The sequence below is a fragment of the Micromonospora sp. ATA51 genome, from assembly GCF_016802855.1.
Lineage (GTDB): Bacteria > Actinomycetota > Actinomycetes > Mycobacteriales > Micromonosporaceae > Micromonospora > Micromonospora sicca.
In genome coordinates this window covers 1-14,352 of sequence record NZ_JAEVHJ010000020.1, presented here as the reverse complement: position 1 = coordinate 14,352, position 14,352 = coordinate 1, and the positions used below count along the sequence as shown (strand labels likewise).

The window sequence follows — 14,352 nt, the reverse complement described above, 5'->3', positions numbered from 1 at the left end:
GCCGTTTCCTCTCATGGTGCGTTGGTGAGCACATGATTGGATGTCCTACCTTGCGGTGGGACGATCCCGGTCTCGCCCGCCGTGGCGGTGCCGGGTTGACGTTTCACAGCCACCAGCCCGCCAGGGCGGGTCTTACGGTCGGCTCCACGTCCGTTTCGCGTCTCCGAGCCACTCCCGGCGACGGTGATCGCCAGCGCGGCCAGGTTCCGTGCGGCATTGACGTCCCGGTCCAGGACCAGGCCGCACAGGGTGCAGGTGTAGATGCGCTCGGACAGGGCGAGCTTGGTTTTCACCGCGCCGCAGCCCGAGCAGGTCTTCGAGGACGGATACCACCGGTCGGCCACCACCAGCCGCCCGCCACTCCACCCCGTCTTGTAGGCCAGTTGCCGCCGCAGTTCGGCGAACCCGACGTCGGCGATGCGCCGGGCCAGCCGCCGGTTGGCGAGCATCCCGGCCACGTTGAGGTCTTCCACCACGATGGTGCCGTACTCGCCGGTGAGCCGGGTGGTCAGCTTGTGCAGACCGTCACGGCGCAGATGAGCAACCCGGGCATGCGCCCGACCGAGCCGGACGCGCGCTCCCACCGCATCGACCCACGCCGACCGGTGCGCCGGTCCGGGCCGACCCGGCCAGAGGCCCGCGCCGAGCCAGACGCCGCAACCGGCGGGCGGCGACGTCCAAATGGCGCGGGTTGGGCTCCACCTCCCCGGTGGACAACACCGCCAGATGCGACACACCCAGATCGACACCGACCGTCGCATCCGGGCAGGCCGGCACACCCTGGACGCGCTGCACCGCGCAGGTGAACGACACGTACCAACGCCCGCCGTCACGGCGCACCGTCGCCGACACGACCCGGGCCGTGCCCGCCTCCAGCCGGCGGGCGAGCTTCCGGGCCGACTCGTGCAGCTTCAACCGGCGCAGCCGAGGCAACACCACATGCCTACGGTCCGGCTCCACCCGGATCGCCCCCGTGGTGAACCGCACCGACGGGGTCGACCGGCGCCGAGACTTGAACCGCGGGAACCCCACCCGCCGCCCGGCACGCTTACCGGTGCGGGAGTCCGACCAGTTCTTCAACCCCCGGGCCAGCGCGTCCAGACCGGTGTTGAACGCCTCCTTCGAACACTCCGCCCACCAAGGCGCCACATCCGCCTTCGCCTGATTCCACGCTCTACGCAGCGCTGGCAGAGACCAGCCCTGCGTCGGGGTCAGGTCCACCTCGTCGATGCCGTAGGTGCGTTCGGCGGCCCGCTGATCCATCACCGCCTTGACCCGGGCCAGCGCCCAGTTGTGCGCCACCCGCGCCGCCCCCGCATGCGCGAGCACCGCTCGCTCCTGGCGGGGTGTCAGGTCCAACGCGAACCGGTACGCCTGCACCACACTCAACCGCTCCCGGCCCGCCACGCGCAGCACGATAACCGCCCGGTAAGACACTCACCCGCAACCACCACGATCCCGCCCCCCACCACAGCGCGCCGCCGACCACCGGATCCCCCTCACGACGCACCACCCACACCCCAAGCCACTCCTCCACGGTCACCAACACAAACCAACAACTACTCAACCGGGAGCAGTCGACAGCCCTCCGTCCGGGCGTCGGCCGGCCTTGTCGAAGACCGCCAGTCGCCCCGGGGGCTACCGCCGGGGCGCACCCGTGTCGTGGTGTGTCGGTTCCGGGCCGGGCGGTGCGGTCACGCCGCCGGCACGGTCAGCAGGTAGTCGTCGGCCTCCGGACTCCACCGCAGGTCGACCAGCCCGCTGGTGGCGGCGGCCTTGCAGAACTGCAGGAAGCTGCGATAGCCGAGCTTCTTCTCGCTGAAGTCGGGCCGCGCCCGGCGGAGCTGGTTCTTCAGCCCGGACAACGCCACCGTGCCGTCGCCGCCGGCCAGCTCCTGGACCACCGTACGCAGCAGCCCGAACGCCACCTCCCGGTCACCATGCTCGGGCAGCGACACCTCCGGATCGCCCTTTGCCGGGCCCTCCGCCAGCTCGACCACGTCCTGCCCGGCCAGGTACCGGAGCAGCTCCCCGAACGTGCGGAACCCGTAGTCGGACTCGCTGAAGGTCGGATCCTTGCGCAGCAGGGTGCGCTTCAACGTCGAGGCCGTCACCGCGCCGCCGGAGCTGCCCTGCAGACCCGCCACCGTCTGGGCCACCAGGACCGCGAGCGTGTCGACGTCGCGCGGGGCCTCCTCCTCCACCGGCTGCGGCTCGGGCTCCCGCTCCACCGGCTGCGGCTCCGGGCTGGGCCGGGCCGGACGACCGCGCCGAGCCCGGGTCTCCGGGATCTCGACGCCCTCCAGCCGGTCGTAGAAGAGGAACTCGTCGCACGCCGGCGGGAGCAGCGCCGAGGTGGAATTCTCCACGCCGACCCCGATGACCCGCTTGTTGAGCTCGCGGAGCTTGTGCACCAGCGGGGTGAAGTCGCTGTCGCCGGTGCAGATCACGAACGTCGAGATGTACTCGCGCTCGAAGGCCAGCTCCACCGCGTCCACGGCCATCTTGATGTCGGCGGCGTTCTTCCGTGAGGCGCCCATGCGCTGGGGTATCTCGATCAGTTCCACGTGCGACCGGGTGAGCATCCGGCGGTCCTCGTCGAAGTACGACCAGTCCGCGTACGCCCGACGCACCACCACCCGGCCCCGCTCGGCCAGGGCGTCGGCGACCGGCCGGAAGTCGAAGGCCATCCCGCCGCGATGGTCGCGCGCGCCCAACGCCAGGTTCTCGTAGTCGAGGAACAGCGCGATGCGATCTTCGTGGTCCACCCGAGCAGCGTACGCCGGGACCGCGGTCGGCCGGCCGGCGACTCGTGGACCACCCGGCCACGGGGACCCGGGGGCAGTCGACGCGCGCTGCCGGCCGGCGACCGGGACCGGTGCGGCCTGTTCCGCACCGGTCCGGTCACCGAGGTCGGGAGGGCCTCCCGGCCGGCCCGCTGGCATCCGGCCGCCGGCGTCTGCGGGCGGGACCCGTTCATCGCCCGGTCCGCGGCTCCGGCACGGCACGCGCGAGCCAGCGGCCCGAAACCGCCACGACGAGGAGGACGGCAACCGTCGCCGCGGCGATGCCGAGCAGCGGCAGCGCGTGCCCGGCGAGCGCGATGAGCAGCAGGGCGGGCAGGCCGAGCAGCCGGGGCCAGGACAACCGCCGGTCGATGACGGCGGACAGGGCGACCCGCCCGGCGAGGAAGAGCCCCGGCCCGGCGACGGTGAGGAAGACCGCCCCGCCCGATCCCCGTTCGGTGGGATGGGTGATCACGAGTTCGGCGGCCCCCGAGAGGGCGACCACGCCGGCGATCATGACCAGGTGCAGGTAGCTCGGGACCGTGCCGAACCGGGCGGGGTCCCGTTCGTCGATGGCGGCGCCCAACTGCCCCCCGGCCGGCGTGACGTACAGCAGGCCGATGAGCACCGTGGCGGCGAAGACCAGTAGGAACGCGGTGGAGTGCGCCACCGCCAGGCCGGTCGCCGCGTAGGCCACCCCCGCCGTGACGATCAGCTCGCCGAGCGCGATGATGAAGACCTGCTGGTACCGCTCTTTGAGGTGTTCGCCCCGCAGCCGCAGCTCACCCGGCTGGGCGCGGCCCAGCCTCGGGATCGGCCAGCCCAGCCGTGGCACTGCATAGTCCAGCGCCACGGCCGCCACCCACGCCGGCACCCGCACCGCGGGCCAGGCCGCCCCGACCAGCCAGAGGAGGCCGGTCGCTGCGAACCAGGCCAGGATCCGCAGCGTACGGAGGCGCAGCGGATGCCCCCGGAGCGCCACCGCGGTGACCACGCTGCGGCCGACGTGGATCGCGACGTACGCCCCGGCGAAGAGCCAGGCCCGACCCCCGGTCGCGTCCGGGACGGCGACGCTCATCAGGAGCACCCCGAGCGTCACGCCGACCAGCAGGGCCCGCACCCAGCGGTTGGTGCGGTCGAACCAGTCGCTGAACCAGGCCGTCACCGCCCAGACCCACCAGAGGGGCAGCAGGAGCAGGGCGGTACGCGCCGCCCCGGCGAGGCTCAACTCGGCGAGCAGGACAAACGACAGCTGCCGCAGCGCGAAACCGAAGGCCAGGTCGAAGAACAGTTCCAGGAACGACGCCTGCAACGGCTCGTTCTGGCGTCGCAGCAGCGTGGCCCGCCTGCTCGACATCGCGGCTCCCCCCGGCGCCTCCCCCCGCCTTCATACCACCGCCGCCCGTCCCCCAGGCCAGACTCAGCGGTCCCCGCCGCGACGCCCTGACGGCTCGCCGCCGACCCGTCAGCCCTGCCGGGCCTTCTGGCGCGGATCGGCCTTGTTGATCACGAAAACTTTGCCCCGCCGGCGTACCACGATCGAGCCCACTTTCCGCTTCAGCCCGCGAAGGGAGCTTCTGACCTTCATGGCAAGTCATCCTTCCCTGGTGTCGTCGGCGCATCGCGTACCCGGCGGGCCAGGGCTCATACCTGGCGCGGGCGGCAACGGGCGGTGATCGCCACCCTCCGACGAAGCCAAGCGCATCGATGCTCTTGAGCTTGTGTCCGGCGTGGCCCAGTTGCGATTCGCCGACTCCGTCGGCGGTTGGCGGCGGCGCTACTCTGATCCCGTGGATCGTTGCGACGAATGCGCATTCGTCTTCGCGAGCGTGTCCGCGCGGGAGCTGCCCCGGCACCTGCGCGGGCTGGGCGCGCGGTACACCGCCGCGCTGGACGAGGTGCGGGACGTGCGCCGCAGGCCGGCGGAGGGGGTTTGGTCGCCGCTGGAGTACGCCTGCCACGTACGGGACGTGCTCCGGGTCCAGGGTGAGCGGCTCGCGCTGGCCCTGGTGGTGGAGGAACCGGAGTTCGCGCCGATGGGTCGCGACGAGCGCGCCGTCACCGACGCGTAAAACGAGCAGGACCCGATGGTCGTGCTCGCCGAGGTGGCCGCGGCCGGCGACGACCTGGCGGCCCGGTTCGCCGGGCTGGGTCAGGCGGAGCTGGCCCGGACCGGCGTGTACTGCTGGCCGCAGCCGCAGGTCCGGACGCTGCTCTGGCTCGGTCGGCAGACCGTCCACGAGGGCGAACACCACCTGCTCGACATCGGACGGGCCGTCCGGTCGCAGGCCGCGGAGGCTTGACCCCGACCCGGACGGCCCCGCCCGCCGGCAGGCCGCGCCAAGCTATGGCGTCGCGGTGGCACCGGCGCAGGGTTCGTCGCCCACCGTGCAGCCCTCGGGCGCTTGGCGCGCGGATCGGGATCGCGGACGTCGAAGGTGAACGTCTGCGATCCTCCGGCCGGTACGGGCGGCCCGGTGAAGGTGACGGTCTGCCCGTCCTGCCGCCAGTCCGCCCCGCGGGCGCCGGCGACCGTGCCCCCCTTCGACAGCGTGACGACCACGGTCCAGTCCGCCACCGGTACGTCACCCCGGTTGTCGACCACCACCTCGCCGGTGTAGCCGAAGATCCGCGTGGAAACGGTGGTGTAGCGGGCGGTCACGCCGGGGGCCGGTGGCGGCAGCGCGGTGGGGGTACGCGACGGCTTCGCCACGGACCGGGTCGGGCGGGCGGAGGCGGTGGTGGTGGTCGGCCGGGGGCGGGCGGAGACGGCGCCCCGGGGCGGGTGCGTCGCGCCGGTCGCGACGGTCGGCTCCGGCAGCGGCGTCGGGTCCGATCCGGCCACCGGCTGCGGCTCCCTCGGTAGCACCGCCCACACCGTCAGCCCGACGGCCAGGACGGCGGCGGCCAGCACCGCGATCAGCACCAGCCGGCGACCACGGCGCGCCGGTGCGTCGTCGATCGCCGCGGTGACCGGCAGCCGGGCGGTGTCCCCCAGCTCGTCGCGTCGCAGGTCGACCTGCTGGAAGGCCAACCAGTCGAGGATGGCCGGCAACCGCCCCGTCAGGGCCTGCTGGTAGCACTCCTCGCGGCGGGCCCGCTGCTCGGCCGGCCACGTGCCGTGCTCCAGGGCCTCCCGCACCGACAGTCGGCAGCCCTCCGCGGTGGGGGTGATGGTGAAGGTCAGCCGGGTGCGACGGCCCGCCTCGTCGCACCGCAACTCCAGCAGTTCCGGCTCCCGCCGCTCGGTCACCTCGGCGTCGACGGCGGCGTCGAAGCCGGGCAGCCCGGCCGTGTACAGCAGCAGGTGTCCACCGGCCACCGGCTCCACCTCGGTGAACCACCGGGCGATCAACTCCGGCTCCGTCAACGCGCGCCAGACCCGGTCAGCGGGATGGGACAGGCCGACTTCGCTGTCGATCTCAATCACGGCGAGACTGTACGGCTCTCGATTTCCGGGACTGCCTGCGGGGATCCGTCACCGTCCGGCCGCTCCTGAGCGCGGCCGCCGGACGCCGACGGCCGGCGGGGCGGGGCCAGCGCAGGTCGTGTGTAAGGGGGCGGATTGGGTACTCCGCTGCGGCCGGTCAGAAGGAGGGCGTCCAGGTCGACCGCGCCGGGCCGCCGCTTGCAGCTCAACTGGGGAGCACGTCTGATGAGTATCACCGGGCAGGGGCGGATCTCGCCGAAAGTGTCCCTGCTTCTGCTCGCCTCGATCCTCGTGTCCTTCGTGGCCGCGTCGACAGCCCCGACCCCCCTCTACGGGATCTACCAGGCGCGCTGGCACTTCTCGCCGATCACCACCACGGTGGTGTTCGCCGTCTACGCCGTCGCCGTGCTGGCGTCTCTGCTGACGTTCGGCAAGCTGTCCGACCATGTCGGGCGGCGGCCGGTCCTGCTGGTTGCGATCGCGATCCAGATCATCGCGCTGGTCATCTTCATCTTCGCCAACGGCGTACCCACGCTGCTGGCCGCCCGCGTCGTGCAGGGACTCTCGGCCGGCGCCGCCACCGGCGCCGTCGGTGCCGCCATGCTCGACATCAACCGCGCCCGCGGCACGCTCGCCAACTCGATCGCCCCCGGTATCGGAACCGGCACCGGTGCCCTGCTCTCGGCGCTGCTCATCCAGTTCCTGCCCGCGCCGACCCGACTGGTGTACGTCGTCCTGCTCGTCGTCCTGCTGATCCAGGGCCTCGGGGTCGTACTGATGCCGGAGACGGTCACGCCGATGAAGGGAGCACTGCAGAGTCTGCGGCCGGAGATCAAGCTGCCCCCCGCCGTGCGCGCGCCACTACTGGCCGTCGTCCCGGTGGTCTTCGCCATCTGGGCGCTGGCCGGCTTCTTCGTCGCGCTCGGCCCAGCACTCGTGCGCGCCCTCATGGCCACCTCGATCGTGGTCGGCGGTCTGGTCGTCTTCGTCTTCTCCCTCTTCGGGGTCAGCACCATTCTCCTGCTGCGCAACGCTGCCGCGCGCACTGTGATGCACACCGCAATCACCGCACTCATCCTGGGCATGATCATCACAGTGGTGTCGGTCACCGCCGACTCCATCGCCGGCTTCTTCGTCGGCCTCGCGCTCGGCGGCGTCGGCTTCGGTGGGGGTTTCCAGGGCAGCCTCAAGACGGTCATGCCGCTCGTGGAGGCGCACGAACGCGCCAGCGTGCTCTCCCTGCTCTACATCGTCTGCTACGTCGGCTTCGGCCTGCCCACCGTCATCGCCGGCTTCCTCGTGGTCTACGCCGGCGGCCTGCCCCGGACCGCCAACGAATACTCCGTCGCCGTCATCCTCCTCGCCGTGGTCGCCCTGCTCGGGCTGCGCAGGGCCGGGAGGACGTCACCCGGCTGACCCACCACGGCGGAGGACTCGGCGGCAACCGGCACCGGCGGCACAGCCTCGCTCAGGCGGCCTCCCCGAAGACCGCGACCGCGGTCTGGTAGCTGTCGAACGCCCGGGCCGCGCCCGCGTACGCGGCCAGGTGGATGAACAACTCAACGATCTCCTCCTTGCTGACGCCCGCTGTCAGCGCGATGCGCAACTGCCCCCGCAGCGGCTCGTGGGTGCGCAGCGTCGCCGCGATGCCGACGGAGATCAGGCTCCGGGTGCGGGTGTCCAGCCCGGGACGGGACCAGGAGTCACCGAAGGTGTGCATGCTGGCCAGCCGCCGGAAGTCCGCCCCGGCGGCCGGTTCGCCGGTGCCGAGCGGGAGCACCAGCGGCGCGCCGAGCAGCCGCTCCGCGGTGTCCAGGGCCTGCTGGTAGTCGTCGTCGCGGTCGGTCATGTCTCCTCCTGAGGAGGTGGACGATCCTCGTCCTTGGGGACCGTGGTGGAAGGCGGCCTTTCCCACCGCTGTCGGGCCCAATCCCGTACCCGGAGCGAAGGCGCGCCCGCCGCGGATCCGTCGATCGCCGGACGGGCCCCGCAGCCGGCGGAGATCCGGGTGGCGGCGGGATCGAGGAGCGGCTGGTCCTGACCACTCCCCTTTCATCGACGATCGCCGGCCGTTGGCGACCGGGTACTGCCGCCCGATCCCAGCGAAGGCGGCCGGGTCGGGGCTGCGGAGGTCAGGCTCGGGACGGCGAGAGAGCGTCGAGGACGCCGGTGACGCGCAGGGTCCGTGCGACGTTCCCGGTGGGATTGACGACGCCGAAGCGCTTTCCCGCGCCCGTGGCGATGTGCCGGGCGGTGATCAGCACGCTGATCACGGTGGAGTCGATGAACTGCACGGCGTGCAGGTCGACCAGCACCTGCTGGGCGGAGTCGATCGTGGCGTCGAGGAGGCTCAGCAGCGCGGCGGCCCCGTTGACGTCGATCTCCCCGTCGAGCACGACGACGATGCCGTCCGGTTCCGTGCGGATCCGGTGCTGCCAGCTCAGCTGATCCGTCATTGCTCGTCCTCCTCCACGGTCCTGTCGGGCTCTGCCTGAGTCGTGCGATGGCGGGCGTGCCGTCCGGGGCCTCGGCCCGGGACAGGCAGGCGGTGACGGTGGCGGTGAGGCCGGGCAGCCCCCGGGTGAGGATGAGCCCCTCGGCGAGCTGGTGCGCCAGCCAGAGCCCGCGGCCGCCGGCGACGTCGACGGCGGGCAACCGCACGGGCAGGCTTCCCGCAGCGGCGCCCCGGTCGCTGACCTCGCAGATCAGCACGTCGTCCTGGCGGCGCAGGTCGAGGTGGCCGTGGCCGCCGCCGTGGCGTACGGCGTTGGTGACCAGCTCGTGCACCGCGAGGACGAAGTCGTAGCCGGCGTCCCCGGTCAGCCCCGCAGCGGCCACCGCCGCCGCCAGCCGGTGGCGCAAGGTGGTGACGGTGGCGGCGCTGAAGTCCTGCGACATCAGCGCCACGCAAAGGGCAGGACCGGGAGCCGGGTGGCTCAGGTGGGGTGCCACGGGCTCCTCGGTCACGGTAGGAGGCTACACATCCCTGCAAACTTCGCGACTCTTGCCAAAAGGCAACCATCCGCAGCTCACGGCACGTGCGGATGCCGGTTCCGCCCAGCTACCCACTGATGCTGAACTCGACCGGGCCGACGCGCAGCATGCCGTCGTTCAGCGGGGCGCAGCGGATGCCGCCCCGGCCACGCAACGCCCGCCAGGCGCCCGGACCGATCGCGGCATCCATCCAGGCGCACGGGTTCGCCGGCCGGCGGACGCGGAGGCTGACCGGGCCCTGGCCGGAGTCCAGGACCAGCACGGACCCGACCAGCTTGTCGACGGCGATGCCGGCGGTGAGGATGTTGCGCCGGACCTGCACCAGGTCGACGCCCGGCGGCAGCGACTCCTGGGCGATCACGGTCACGCTCGCCTCGCGGTGCGCCGGCTTGCCGAAGTACCGGTCGCCGACGATGCCCAGGCCGGCGCGGACGTGGATCTCCGCCACCAGTTCATCGGGTGGCGCCGGCGCCGCACCGTCGGCGGGTCGGCCCACGTAGCGGTGCACGGGCGAGGCCAGCAACTGCACGATCCGCGGCATGCAGCGATTCTAGGAAGCAACGCCCGCGGCCGTGCCGTTCACGACGGAGCGGCCCGACGGGAGTCGGTCCGCGCCGCGCCGCGCCGCGTACCGGTCGCCGGCCGATATCCGTCGCCATCGATGCGCAGGGGCCGTCCGGACGGCCGTCGGGTCGGTACGATCGCCGTGCCGTTCCCACAGCCCTTGGAGGTCGCGGTGGCCGACACCACGTCGCAGTCGCTCGGATCGGGCGGGCGACCGCCGGCGGACGACGTCCCGCCCTCGGCGCGGATCGACCCGACGGTGCCGCACGCCGCCCGCCGCTATGACTACTGGCTCGGCGGCAAGGACAACTTCGCGGCGGACCGGGAGTCGGGTGACGCGGTGGCCGCCGCCTACCCGGCGATCCGCACCACCGTGATCGAGAACCGGCGGTTCATGCAGCGGGCCACCCGCCACCTCACCGAGCAGGCCGGCATCCGGCAGTTCCTCGACATCGGGACCGGCATTCCGACCAGCCCGAACATGCACGAGGTCGCCCAGGGCGTCGCGCCGGAGTCGCGGGTCGTCTACGTCGACAACGACCCTATCGTGCTGGCGCACGCCCGCGCCCTGCTGACCAGCGCGCCGGAGGGCGCCACCGCGTACGTCGACGCCGACCTGCGCGACCCCGACCGGATCCTGGGGCATCCCGATCTCCGGGCGACCCTCGACCTCACCCGTCCCGTCGCGCTGATGCTGGTCGCCATCCTGCACTTCCTCCCCGACGGAGACGACCCGTACGGGGTGACCCGCCGGCTGGTCGAGGCCCTCCCCTCCGGCAGCTACCTGTTGATCTCGCACGCCACCACGGACCTGGTGCCCCGGCACATCGCGGCCACCGCCGCGCCGTCCGCCGCCACCAGCATGATCGACATGGCGTTCCGGACCCGGGACCAGTTCACGTCCTTCTTCGACGGGCTCGAACTCATCCCGCCGGGCATCAGCCCGCTCACCGAGTGGCGACCGGACGACCCGCCGGAGCAGCGCACCCCCGCGGCACAGGCCTCGATGTTCGCGGCGGTGGCCCGCAAACCCTGACCACTCGCTTCAGCTGGTGAGCCACCGGTGGATGCAGCGCAGCAGGTCGTCCGCGTCGACCGGCTTGGTGACGTGGTCGCTGGCGCCGGAGGAGATGTTCTTCTCCCGGTAGTGGGTGAACGGCCGGGCGGCCACGGCGGACCGGACTGAGTTGGTCTTCGCGTCCCGCCGAGAGCTGGCCTGCGCCCACCTGTTCGTCTGCCGCTACCTGCCGGCACGACCCGACGGCGCCCCGGGCCGGACGGGAACGGCGAGTTCTCCGAACCAGCGCCGACCGGCCCGGAAAACCTCCGGCACCACCATTCCCGCGACGGCGGCCACCTCGTGCACCGCGACCGCGTCCAGCCGGGCCCAGTTGAACGCCCCACCCCGCCGCATTTCCCCGTCCGCGGAGAGGCTGGCCAGGCTGCTCCGCCCGCGCCAGAGGCCGAGCCCGGGCGGCTCCAGCTCCACGATGACGGTGCCCCCCGGACGAACCAGCTCACGGCACCGGCCGAGCAGGGCGACCGGGTCGCCGCCGATCCCGATGTTGCCGTCCATCAGCAGGACGTGCGCCCACCGTCCCTCGCCGGGCAGCGGAGCGAAGACGTCCCGGTGGACGGCGACCGCCCCGCGGCGGCGGGTGAGGCGTACGGCCTGGGCGGAGACGTCGACGCCGACGGCGGTGTGACCCGCCCGGGTGAGGGCGAGGGTGAGCCGGCCGGGGCCGCACCCGACGTCGAGGGTGGGGCCGGCGCACCGGGCGACGACCGCTCGGCTCGCCGGCTCGGGCGGGCCGTGCCAGCGCCCCACCGGCAGCGGACTGCGCCGGCCGTCGCTGTGCAGCAGCCAGTGCCGACCGGGCCGGTGGTCGAGCGCGGCGGCGAAGCCGTCCTCCCGAATCTCCACGTCGCCCGCCCCGGATGCTGGCGGGTTGCCGGCGGGGCGGGTGCCGAGGGTCATGGCCGGCCGCCGCGCAGCAGGGCGCGGTGCAGCGGCGCACCGCCCGGGCGAACCGGCTGTCGGGCACCTCGGCGGCGACGGCCAGCGCGTCGGGCCACTCGTCGACGTCGCGCAATACCGGTGCCGGGGCGGTGCGCAGTCCGCGGTCCCCGAGCGCCGCCAGGGTGCGCCGTCCGGTCTGGGCGGTGGACATCGGCACCTCGCGCAGCGCCGCGGCGTGCCGGGCGTCCCGCAGCCCGAGGGCCCACCAGCCGCCGTCGAAGGCTCGGCCGAGCACGGCGTCGACCGCGAGCAGCCGCCGGACCGTGAAACCCAGCCGCGCCGGGGTCACCTGTGGGGTGTCCATGCCGATCTGCACGATCGGGCGGCCCGGCCAGGCCGCCGCGACGTCGGCGTGGGCGTTGGCCAGCCGGTCGCCGAGCCCGTCGCCGCGCTGCGCCAGGACGGTCCAGCCGGTGAGGGCCGCGGTCAGCGCGGCAGCGTCCTCCGCGTCGGCGAGAATTCCCCGCAGGGCCAGCACGGGCGTCACCCCCGGCGTGGCGCGGACCGCGTCGAGGGTGTCCCGCAGCGCCGCGGCGGCGATCCGGGCGGCCCGGACCGGGGTGGCCGGCGGGCACAGCCGGGTCTTCACGGTCCCCGCCACCGGCGCCTTGGCCATCACGAGCAGGACGGTCATCGGACGCTGCGCAGGACGCCGGCGAAGTCGCGGGTGGCGCGCAGGGTGCCGCGCACGGAACCGGAGACCTTGGACCGGGTGCCGGCGGCCCGGGGGGCGTAGCGGACGTCGAGCTCGCGGATCCGCCAGCCGGCGGCGGCGGCGCGGATCAGCAGTTCGAGCGGGTAGCCGAAGGCCCGGTCGGCGACGCCCAGGGCGAGCAGGGCGTCGCGGCGGGCGACCCGGATCGGGCTGAGGTCGCGCAGCGGCACGCCCCGGTGCCGCAGCAGCGCCGCGACGAGGGCGGTGCCGACGCGGGCGTGCCACGGCCAGACCCCGGCCCGGACGGGTCGACGCCGCCCCACGGTCAGGTCGGCGGCTCCCCCGGCCACCGGGGCGACCAGGGCGGGCAGCTCGGTCGGGTCGAACGAGCCGTCGGCGTCGAGCACCGCGACCAGCTCGGCGTCGGCGGCCTCGAGCCCGGCGTGGACGGCCGCGCCGTAGCCCCGCCGCGGCTCGTGCACCACGAGGGCGCCGTGCCGGGCGGCGACCTCGGGCGAGCCGTCCCGGGAGCCGTTGTCCACCACGATCGCCCGGTATCCGGGCGGCACCGCCGCGAGCACCCCGGGCAGCGCGGTCGCCTCGTCCAGGCACGGCAACACCACGTCGATCTGCGTCGGCATACCGCCGACGCTAGGCGGCGATCCGCCCGGCGGGAGACGGATCAGCCGTTACCCCCGCACCCCTTCCCACGGAATGGTGACGTTGCGCCGTTCCGCCGCCGCTGGCGCGGCACGGTCCGTACCGTCCGGTCGACATGAGAGCGACCACCCTGCCCTCGGCCGCCGCCCGGGCACCGGTCCGCCGGTCCCGAGCCGACCTGCTCGTGCTGGGCGTCGAGGCGGCGCTGGTCGCCCTCGCCGCGGTGGTCGGCGCGGTCCTCAACGCCCGCGGGGTCGGCCTGTACGCCGACGCCGCGCCGCTCTACGCGACCTGGCGCCCGCACCTGGGCTGGGGCACCCCGGTCGCGATCGTGGTCGCGGTCGGGGTGATCGGCGTCGGTGCCCGCTGGGCCCGCGACTCCGGCTGGACCGCCCTGCTCGGCGCGGCCTACCTGACGTCCGTGGCGTGGACGCTGGCGCTGGCCCTGGTCGACGGCTGGTCGGCCGGATTCGCCGAGCGGCTCACCCCGCAGGCGGAGTACCTGCACGAGGTGCCCCGGGTCACCGACGTCGCGGCGGCGCTGGCCGGCTTCTCCGATCGGATCCTCGACTTCGGGCCGGACTCGTGGTCGACCCACACGGCGGGTCACCCGCCGGGGGCGCTGCTGTTCTTCGTGGGGTTGGACCGGGTCGGGCTGGGCGGTGGGGTGGCCGCCGCGCTGGTGTGCGTCCTGGTCGGGGCGAGCGTCACGATCTCCGTACCGGTGGCGTTGCGGGCGCTCGGCGCGGCCGACGCCGCCCGCGCCGTCCTGCCGTTCCTGGTGCTGCTGCCCGGGGCGGTCTGGGTGGGCGCCTCCGCCGACGGGCTCTTCACCGGTGTCGTCGCGGCGGGCCTGGCCCTGCTCGCGGTACGTGGGCGGGTGGCGCCCGCCGCCGGTGGGCTGCTGCTGGGCCTCGCGCTGTACCTGTCGTACGGCTTCGTCCTGGTCGGGGTGCTGGCGCTGGCGGTGCTGGCGCTGCGGCCGGCGGGCCGGGTCGCCGCGCTGCTCGCCGGGACGGCCGGCGTCGCCGCGGTGGCGGTCGGGTTCACCGCGGGCGGCTTCCGCTGGTGGGACGGCTACCGACTGGTGGTGGAGCGCTACTACCAGGGCTGGGCGGCCGACCGCCCGTACGGCTACTGGGTGTGGGCGAACATGGCCGCGCTGCTGCTGTCCGCCGGCCCGGTGCTCGGCCCGGCGCTGCGTGGGGCGGTGGCGGCCGGCGCCCGGACGATCCGGCCCGGC

Annotated in this window: 16 protein-coding genes and 2 pseudogenes; 4 read left to right on the top strand and 14 right to left on the bottom strand. The window is 73.8% G+C overall.

The annotated features are described in order from the left end of the window. Positions 1-11: 11 nt before the first annotated feature. The 5 genes from JNW87_RS05905 to JNW87_RS05885 all read right to left on the bottom strand — a co-directional run bounded on the left by JNW87_RS05905 (position 12) and on the right by JNW87_RS05885 (position 4,374). Positions 12-584, bottom strand: a complete 573-nt coding sequence (locus tag JNW87_RS05905; RefSeq protein ID WP_201749436.1) for an RNA-guided endonuclease TnpB family protein — start codon at positions 582-584, stop codon at positions 12-14. Further along, a complete protein-coding gene (gene tnpB, locus JNW87_RS05900; RefSeq protein WP_238453251.1) occupies positions 526-1,407 on the bottom strand; it encodes an IS607 family element RNA-guided endonuclease TnpB in 882 nt (293 codons plus the stop codon). Before tnpB ends, JNW87_RS05905 begins: the two co-directional genes overlap by 59 nt. A gap of 287 nt (positions 1,408-1,694) precedes the next feature. Beyond that, positions 1,695-2,768, bottom strand: a complete 1,074-nt coding sequence (locus tag JNW87_RS05895) for a PIN domain-containing protein (protein ID WP_109805987.1) — start codon at positions 2,766-2,768, stop codon at positions 1,695-1,697. Positions 2,769-2,976: 208 nt separating this feature from the next. Beyond that, on the bottom strand, positions 2,977-4,143 hold the full coding sequence (locus tag JNW87_RS05890; protein WP_109805988.1) for a low temperature requirement protein A: 1,167 nt from the start codon (positions 4,141-4,143) through the stop codon (positions 2,977-2,979). 108 nt (positions 4,144-4,251) lie between these two features. Next, entirely contained in the window at positions 4,252-4,374 is a 123-nt protein-coding gene (locus tag JNW87_RS05885) for a ribosomal protein bL36 (protein ID WP_238453250.1), read from the bottom strand. A gap of 202 nt (positions 4,375-4,576) precedes the next feature. On the opposite strand from JNW87_RS05885, the gene JNW87_RS05880 reads away from it, so the two are divergent. Further along, the gene (locus JNW87_RS05880) at positions 4,577-4,858 is read left to right on the top strand and encodes a hypothetical protein (RefSeq protein WP_146230941.1); all 282 of its coding nucleotides are present in this window, start codon (positions 4,577-4,579) and stop codon (positions 4,856-4,858) included. Between the two features lie 80 nt (positions 4,859-4,938). Here JNW87_RS05880 and JNW87_RS05875 read toward each other — a convergent pair whose 3' ends face one another. Further along, entirely contained in the window at positions 4,939-6,216 is a 1,278-nt protein-coding gene (locus tag JNW87_RS05875; protein ID WP_238453249.1) for an SRPBCC domain-containing protein, read from the bottom strand. Between the two features lie 225 nt (positions 6,217-6,441). On the opposite strand from JNW87_RS05875, the gene JNW87_RS05870 reads away from it, so the two are divergent. Beyond that, on the top strand, positions 6,442-7,632 hold the full coding sequence (locus JNW87_RS05870) for an MFS transporter (protein ID WP_109800533.1): 1,191 nt from the start codon (positions 6,442-6,444) through the stop codon (positions 7,630-7,632). 52 nt (positions 7,633-7,684) lie between these two features. On the opposite strand, the gene JNW87_RS05865 is transcribed toward JNW87_RS05870, so the two are convergent. The 4 genes and pseudogenes from JNW87_RS05865 to JNW87_RS05850 all read right to left on the bottom strand — a co-directional run bounded on the left by JNW87_RS05865 (position 7,685) and on the right by JNW87_RS05850 (position 9,751). Next, positions 7,685-8,065, bottom strand: coding sequence for a carboxymuconolactone decarboxylase family protein (locus JNW87_RS05865; protein WP_109800534.1), 381 nt, complete (start codon positions 8,063-8,065; stop codon positions 7,685-7,687). 283 nt (positions 8,066-8,348) lie between these two features. Further along, positions 8,349-8,672 carry an STAS domain-containing protein gene (locus JNW87_RS05860; protein WP_109800535.1) on the bottom strand — a complete coding sequence of 108 codons (324 nt, stop codon included), beginning with the start codon at positions 8,670-8,672 and terminating at the stop codon, positions 8,349-8,351. Positions 8,673-8,802: 130 nt separating this feature from the next. Next, a pseudogene (locus JNW87_RS05855) lies at positions 8,803-9,114 on the bottom strand (ATP-binding protein); the annotation flags it as partial. A gap of 163 nt (positions 9,115-9,277) precedes the next feature. Further along, positions 9,278-9,751, bottom strand: a complete 474-nt coding sequence (locus JNW87_RS05850; protein ID WP_109800536.1) for a molybdenum cofactor biosysynthesis protein — start codon at positions 9,749-9,751, stop codon at positions 9,278-9,280. A 195-nt stretch (positions 9,752-9,946) separates the two neighbouring features. Between JNW87_RS05850 and JNW87_RS05845 the strand changes: the two genes are divergently transcribed. After that, positions 9,947-10,810, top strand: a complete 864-nt coding sequence (locus tag JNW87_RS05845) for an SAM-dependent methyltransferase (RefSeq protein ID WP_375373467.1) — start codon at positions 9,947-9,949, stop codon at positions 10,808-10,810. 9 nt (positions 10,811-10,819) lie between these two features. Here JNW87_RS05845 and JNW87_RS39300 read toward each other — a convergent pair whose 3' ends face one another. The 4 genes and pseudogenes from JNW87_RS39300 to JNW87_RS05830 all read right to left on the bottom strand — a co-directional run bounded on the left by JNW87_RS39300 (position 10,820) and on the right by JNW87_RS05830 (position 13,090). After that, on the bottom strand, positions 10,820-10,945 hold the full coding sequence (locus JNW87_RS39300) for a hypothetical protein (RefSeq protein WP_255420182.1): 126 nt from the start codon (positions 10,943-10,945) through the stop codon (positions 10,820-10,822). 69 nt (positions 10,946-11,014) lie between these two features. Further along, positions 11,015-11,752 carry a bifunctional 2-polyprenyl-6-hydroxyphenol methylase/3-demethylubiquinol 3-O-methyltransferase UbiG gene (locus JNW87_RS05840; protein WP_109800538.1) on the bottom strand — a complete coding sequence of 246 codons (738 nt, stop codon included), beginning with the start codon at positions 11,750-11,752 and terminating at the stop codon, positions 11,015-11,017. 37 nt (positions 11,753-11,789) lie between these two features. Beyond that, positions 11,790-12,428, bottom strand: a pseudogene (locus JNW87_RS05835) (DUF2064 domain-containing protein); the annotation flags it as partial. Further along, complete coding sequence (locus tag JNW87_RS05830; RefSeq protein WP_238453248.1) at positions 12,425-13,090, bottom strand: glycosyltransferase family 2 protein; 666 nt, start codon at positions 13,088-13,090, stop codon at positions 12,425-12,427. The pseudogene JNW87_RS05835 and the gene JNW87_RS05830, both read right to left, overlap by 4 nt. A gap of 134 nt (positions 13,091-13,224) precedes the next feature. Between JNW87_RS05830 and JNW87_RS05825 the strand changes: the two genes are divergently transcribed. Next, positions 13,225-14,352, top strand: a 1,128-nt coding sequence (locus tag JNW87_RS05825) for a hypothetical protein (protein ID WP_238453247.1), incomplete at its 3' end; no start/stop codon positions are given.

Bases quoted from the DNA above. Each gene is read 5' to 3' on its own strand.
- JNW87_RS05890 (WP_109805988.1), bottom strand. From the start codon at position 4,143: ATGTCGAGCAGGCGGGCCACGCTGCTGCGACGCCAGAACGAGCCGTTG.
- JNW87_RS05885 (WP_238453250.1), bottom strand. From the start codon at position 4,374: ATGAAGGTCAGAAGCTCCCTTCGCGGGCTGAAGCGGAAAGTGGGCTCG.
- JNW87_RS05870 (WP_109800533.1), top strand. From the start codon at position 6,442: ATGAGTATCACCGGGCAGGGGCGGATCTCGCCGAAAGTGTCCCTGCTT.
- JNW87_RS05865 (WP_109800534.1), bottom strand. From the start codon at position 8,065: ATGACCGACCGCGACGACGACTACCAGCAGGCCCTGGACACCGCGGAG.
- JNW87_RS05860 (WP_109800535.1), bottom strand. From the start codon at position 8,672: ATGACGGATCAGCTGAGCTGGCAGCACCGGATCCGCACGGAACCGGAC.
- JNW87_RS05850 (WP_109800536.1), bottom strand. From the start codon at position 9,751: ATGCCGCGGATCGTGCAGTTGCTGGCCTCGCCCGTGCACCGCTACGTG.
- JNW87_RS05840 (WP_109800538.1), bottom strand. From the start codon at position 11,752: ATGACCCTCGGCACCCGCCCCGCCGGCAACCCGCCAGCATCCGGGGCG.
- JNW87_RS05830 (WP_238453248.1), bottom strand. From the start codon at position 13,090: ATGCCGACGCAGATCGACGTGGTGTTGCCGTGCCTGGACGAGGCGACC.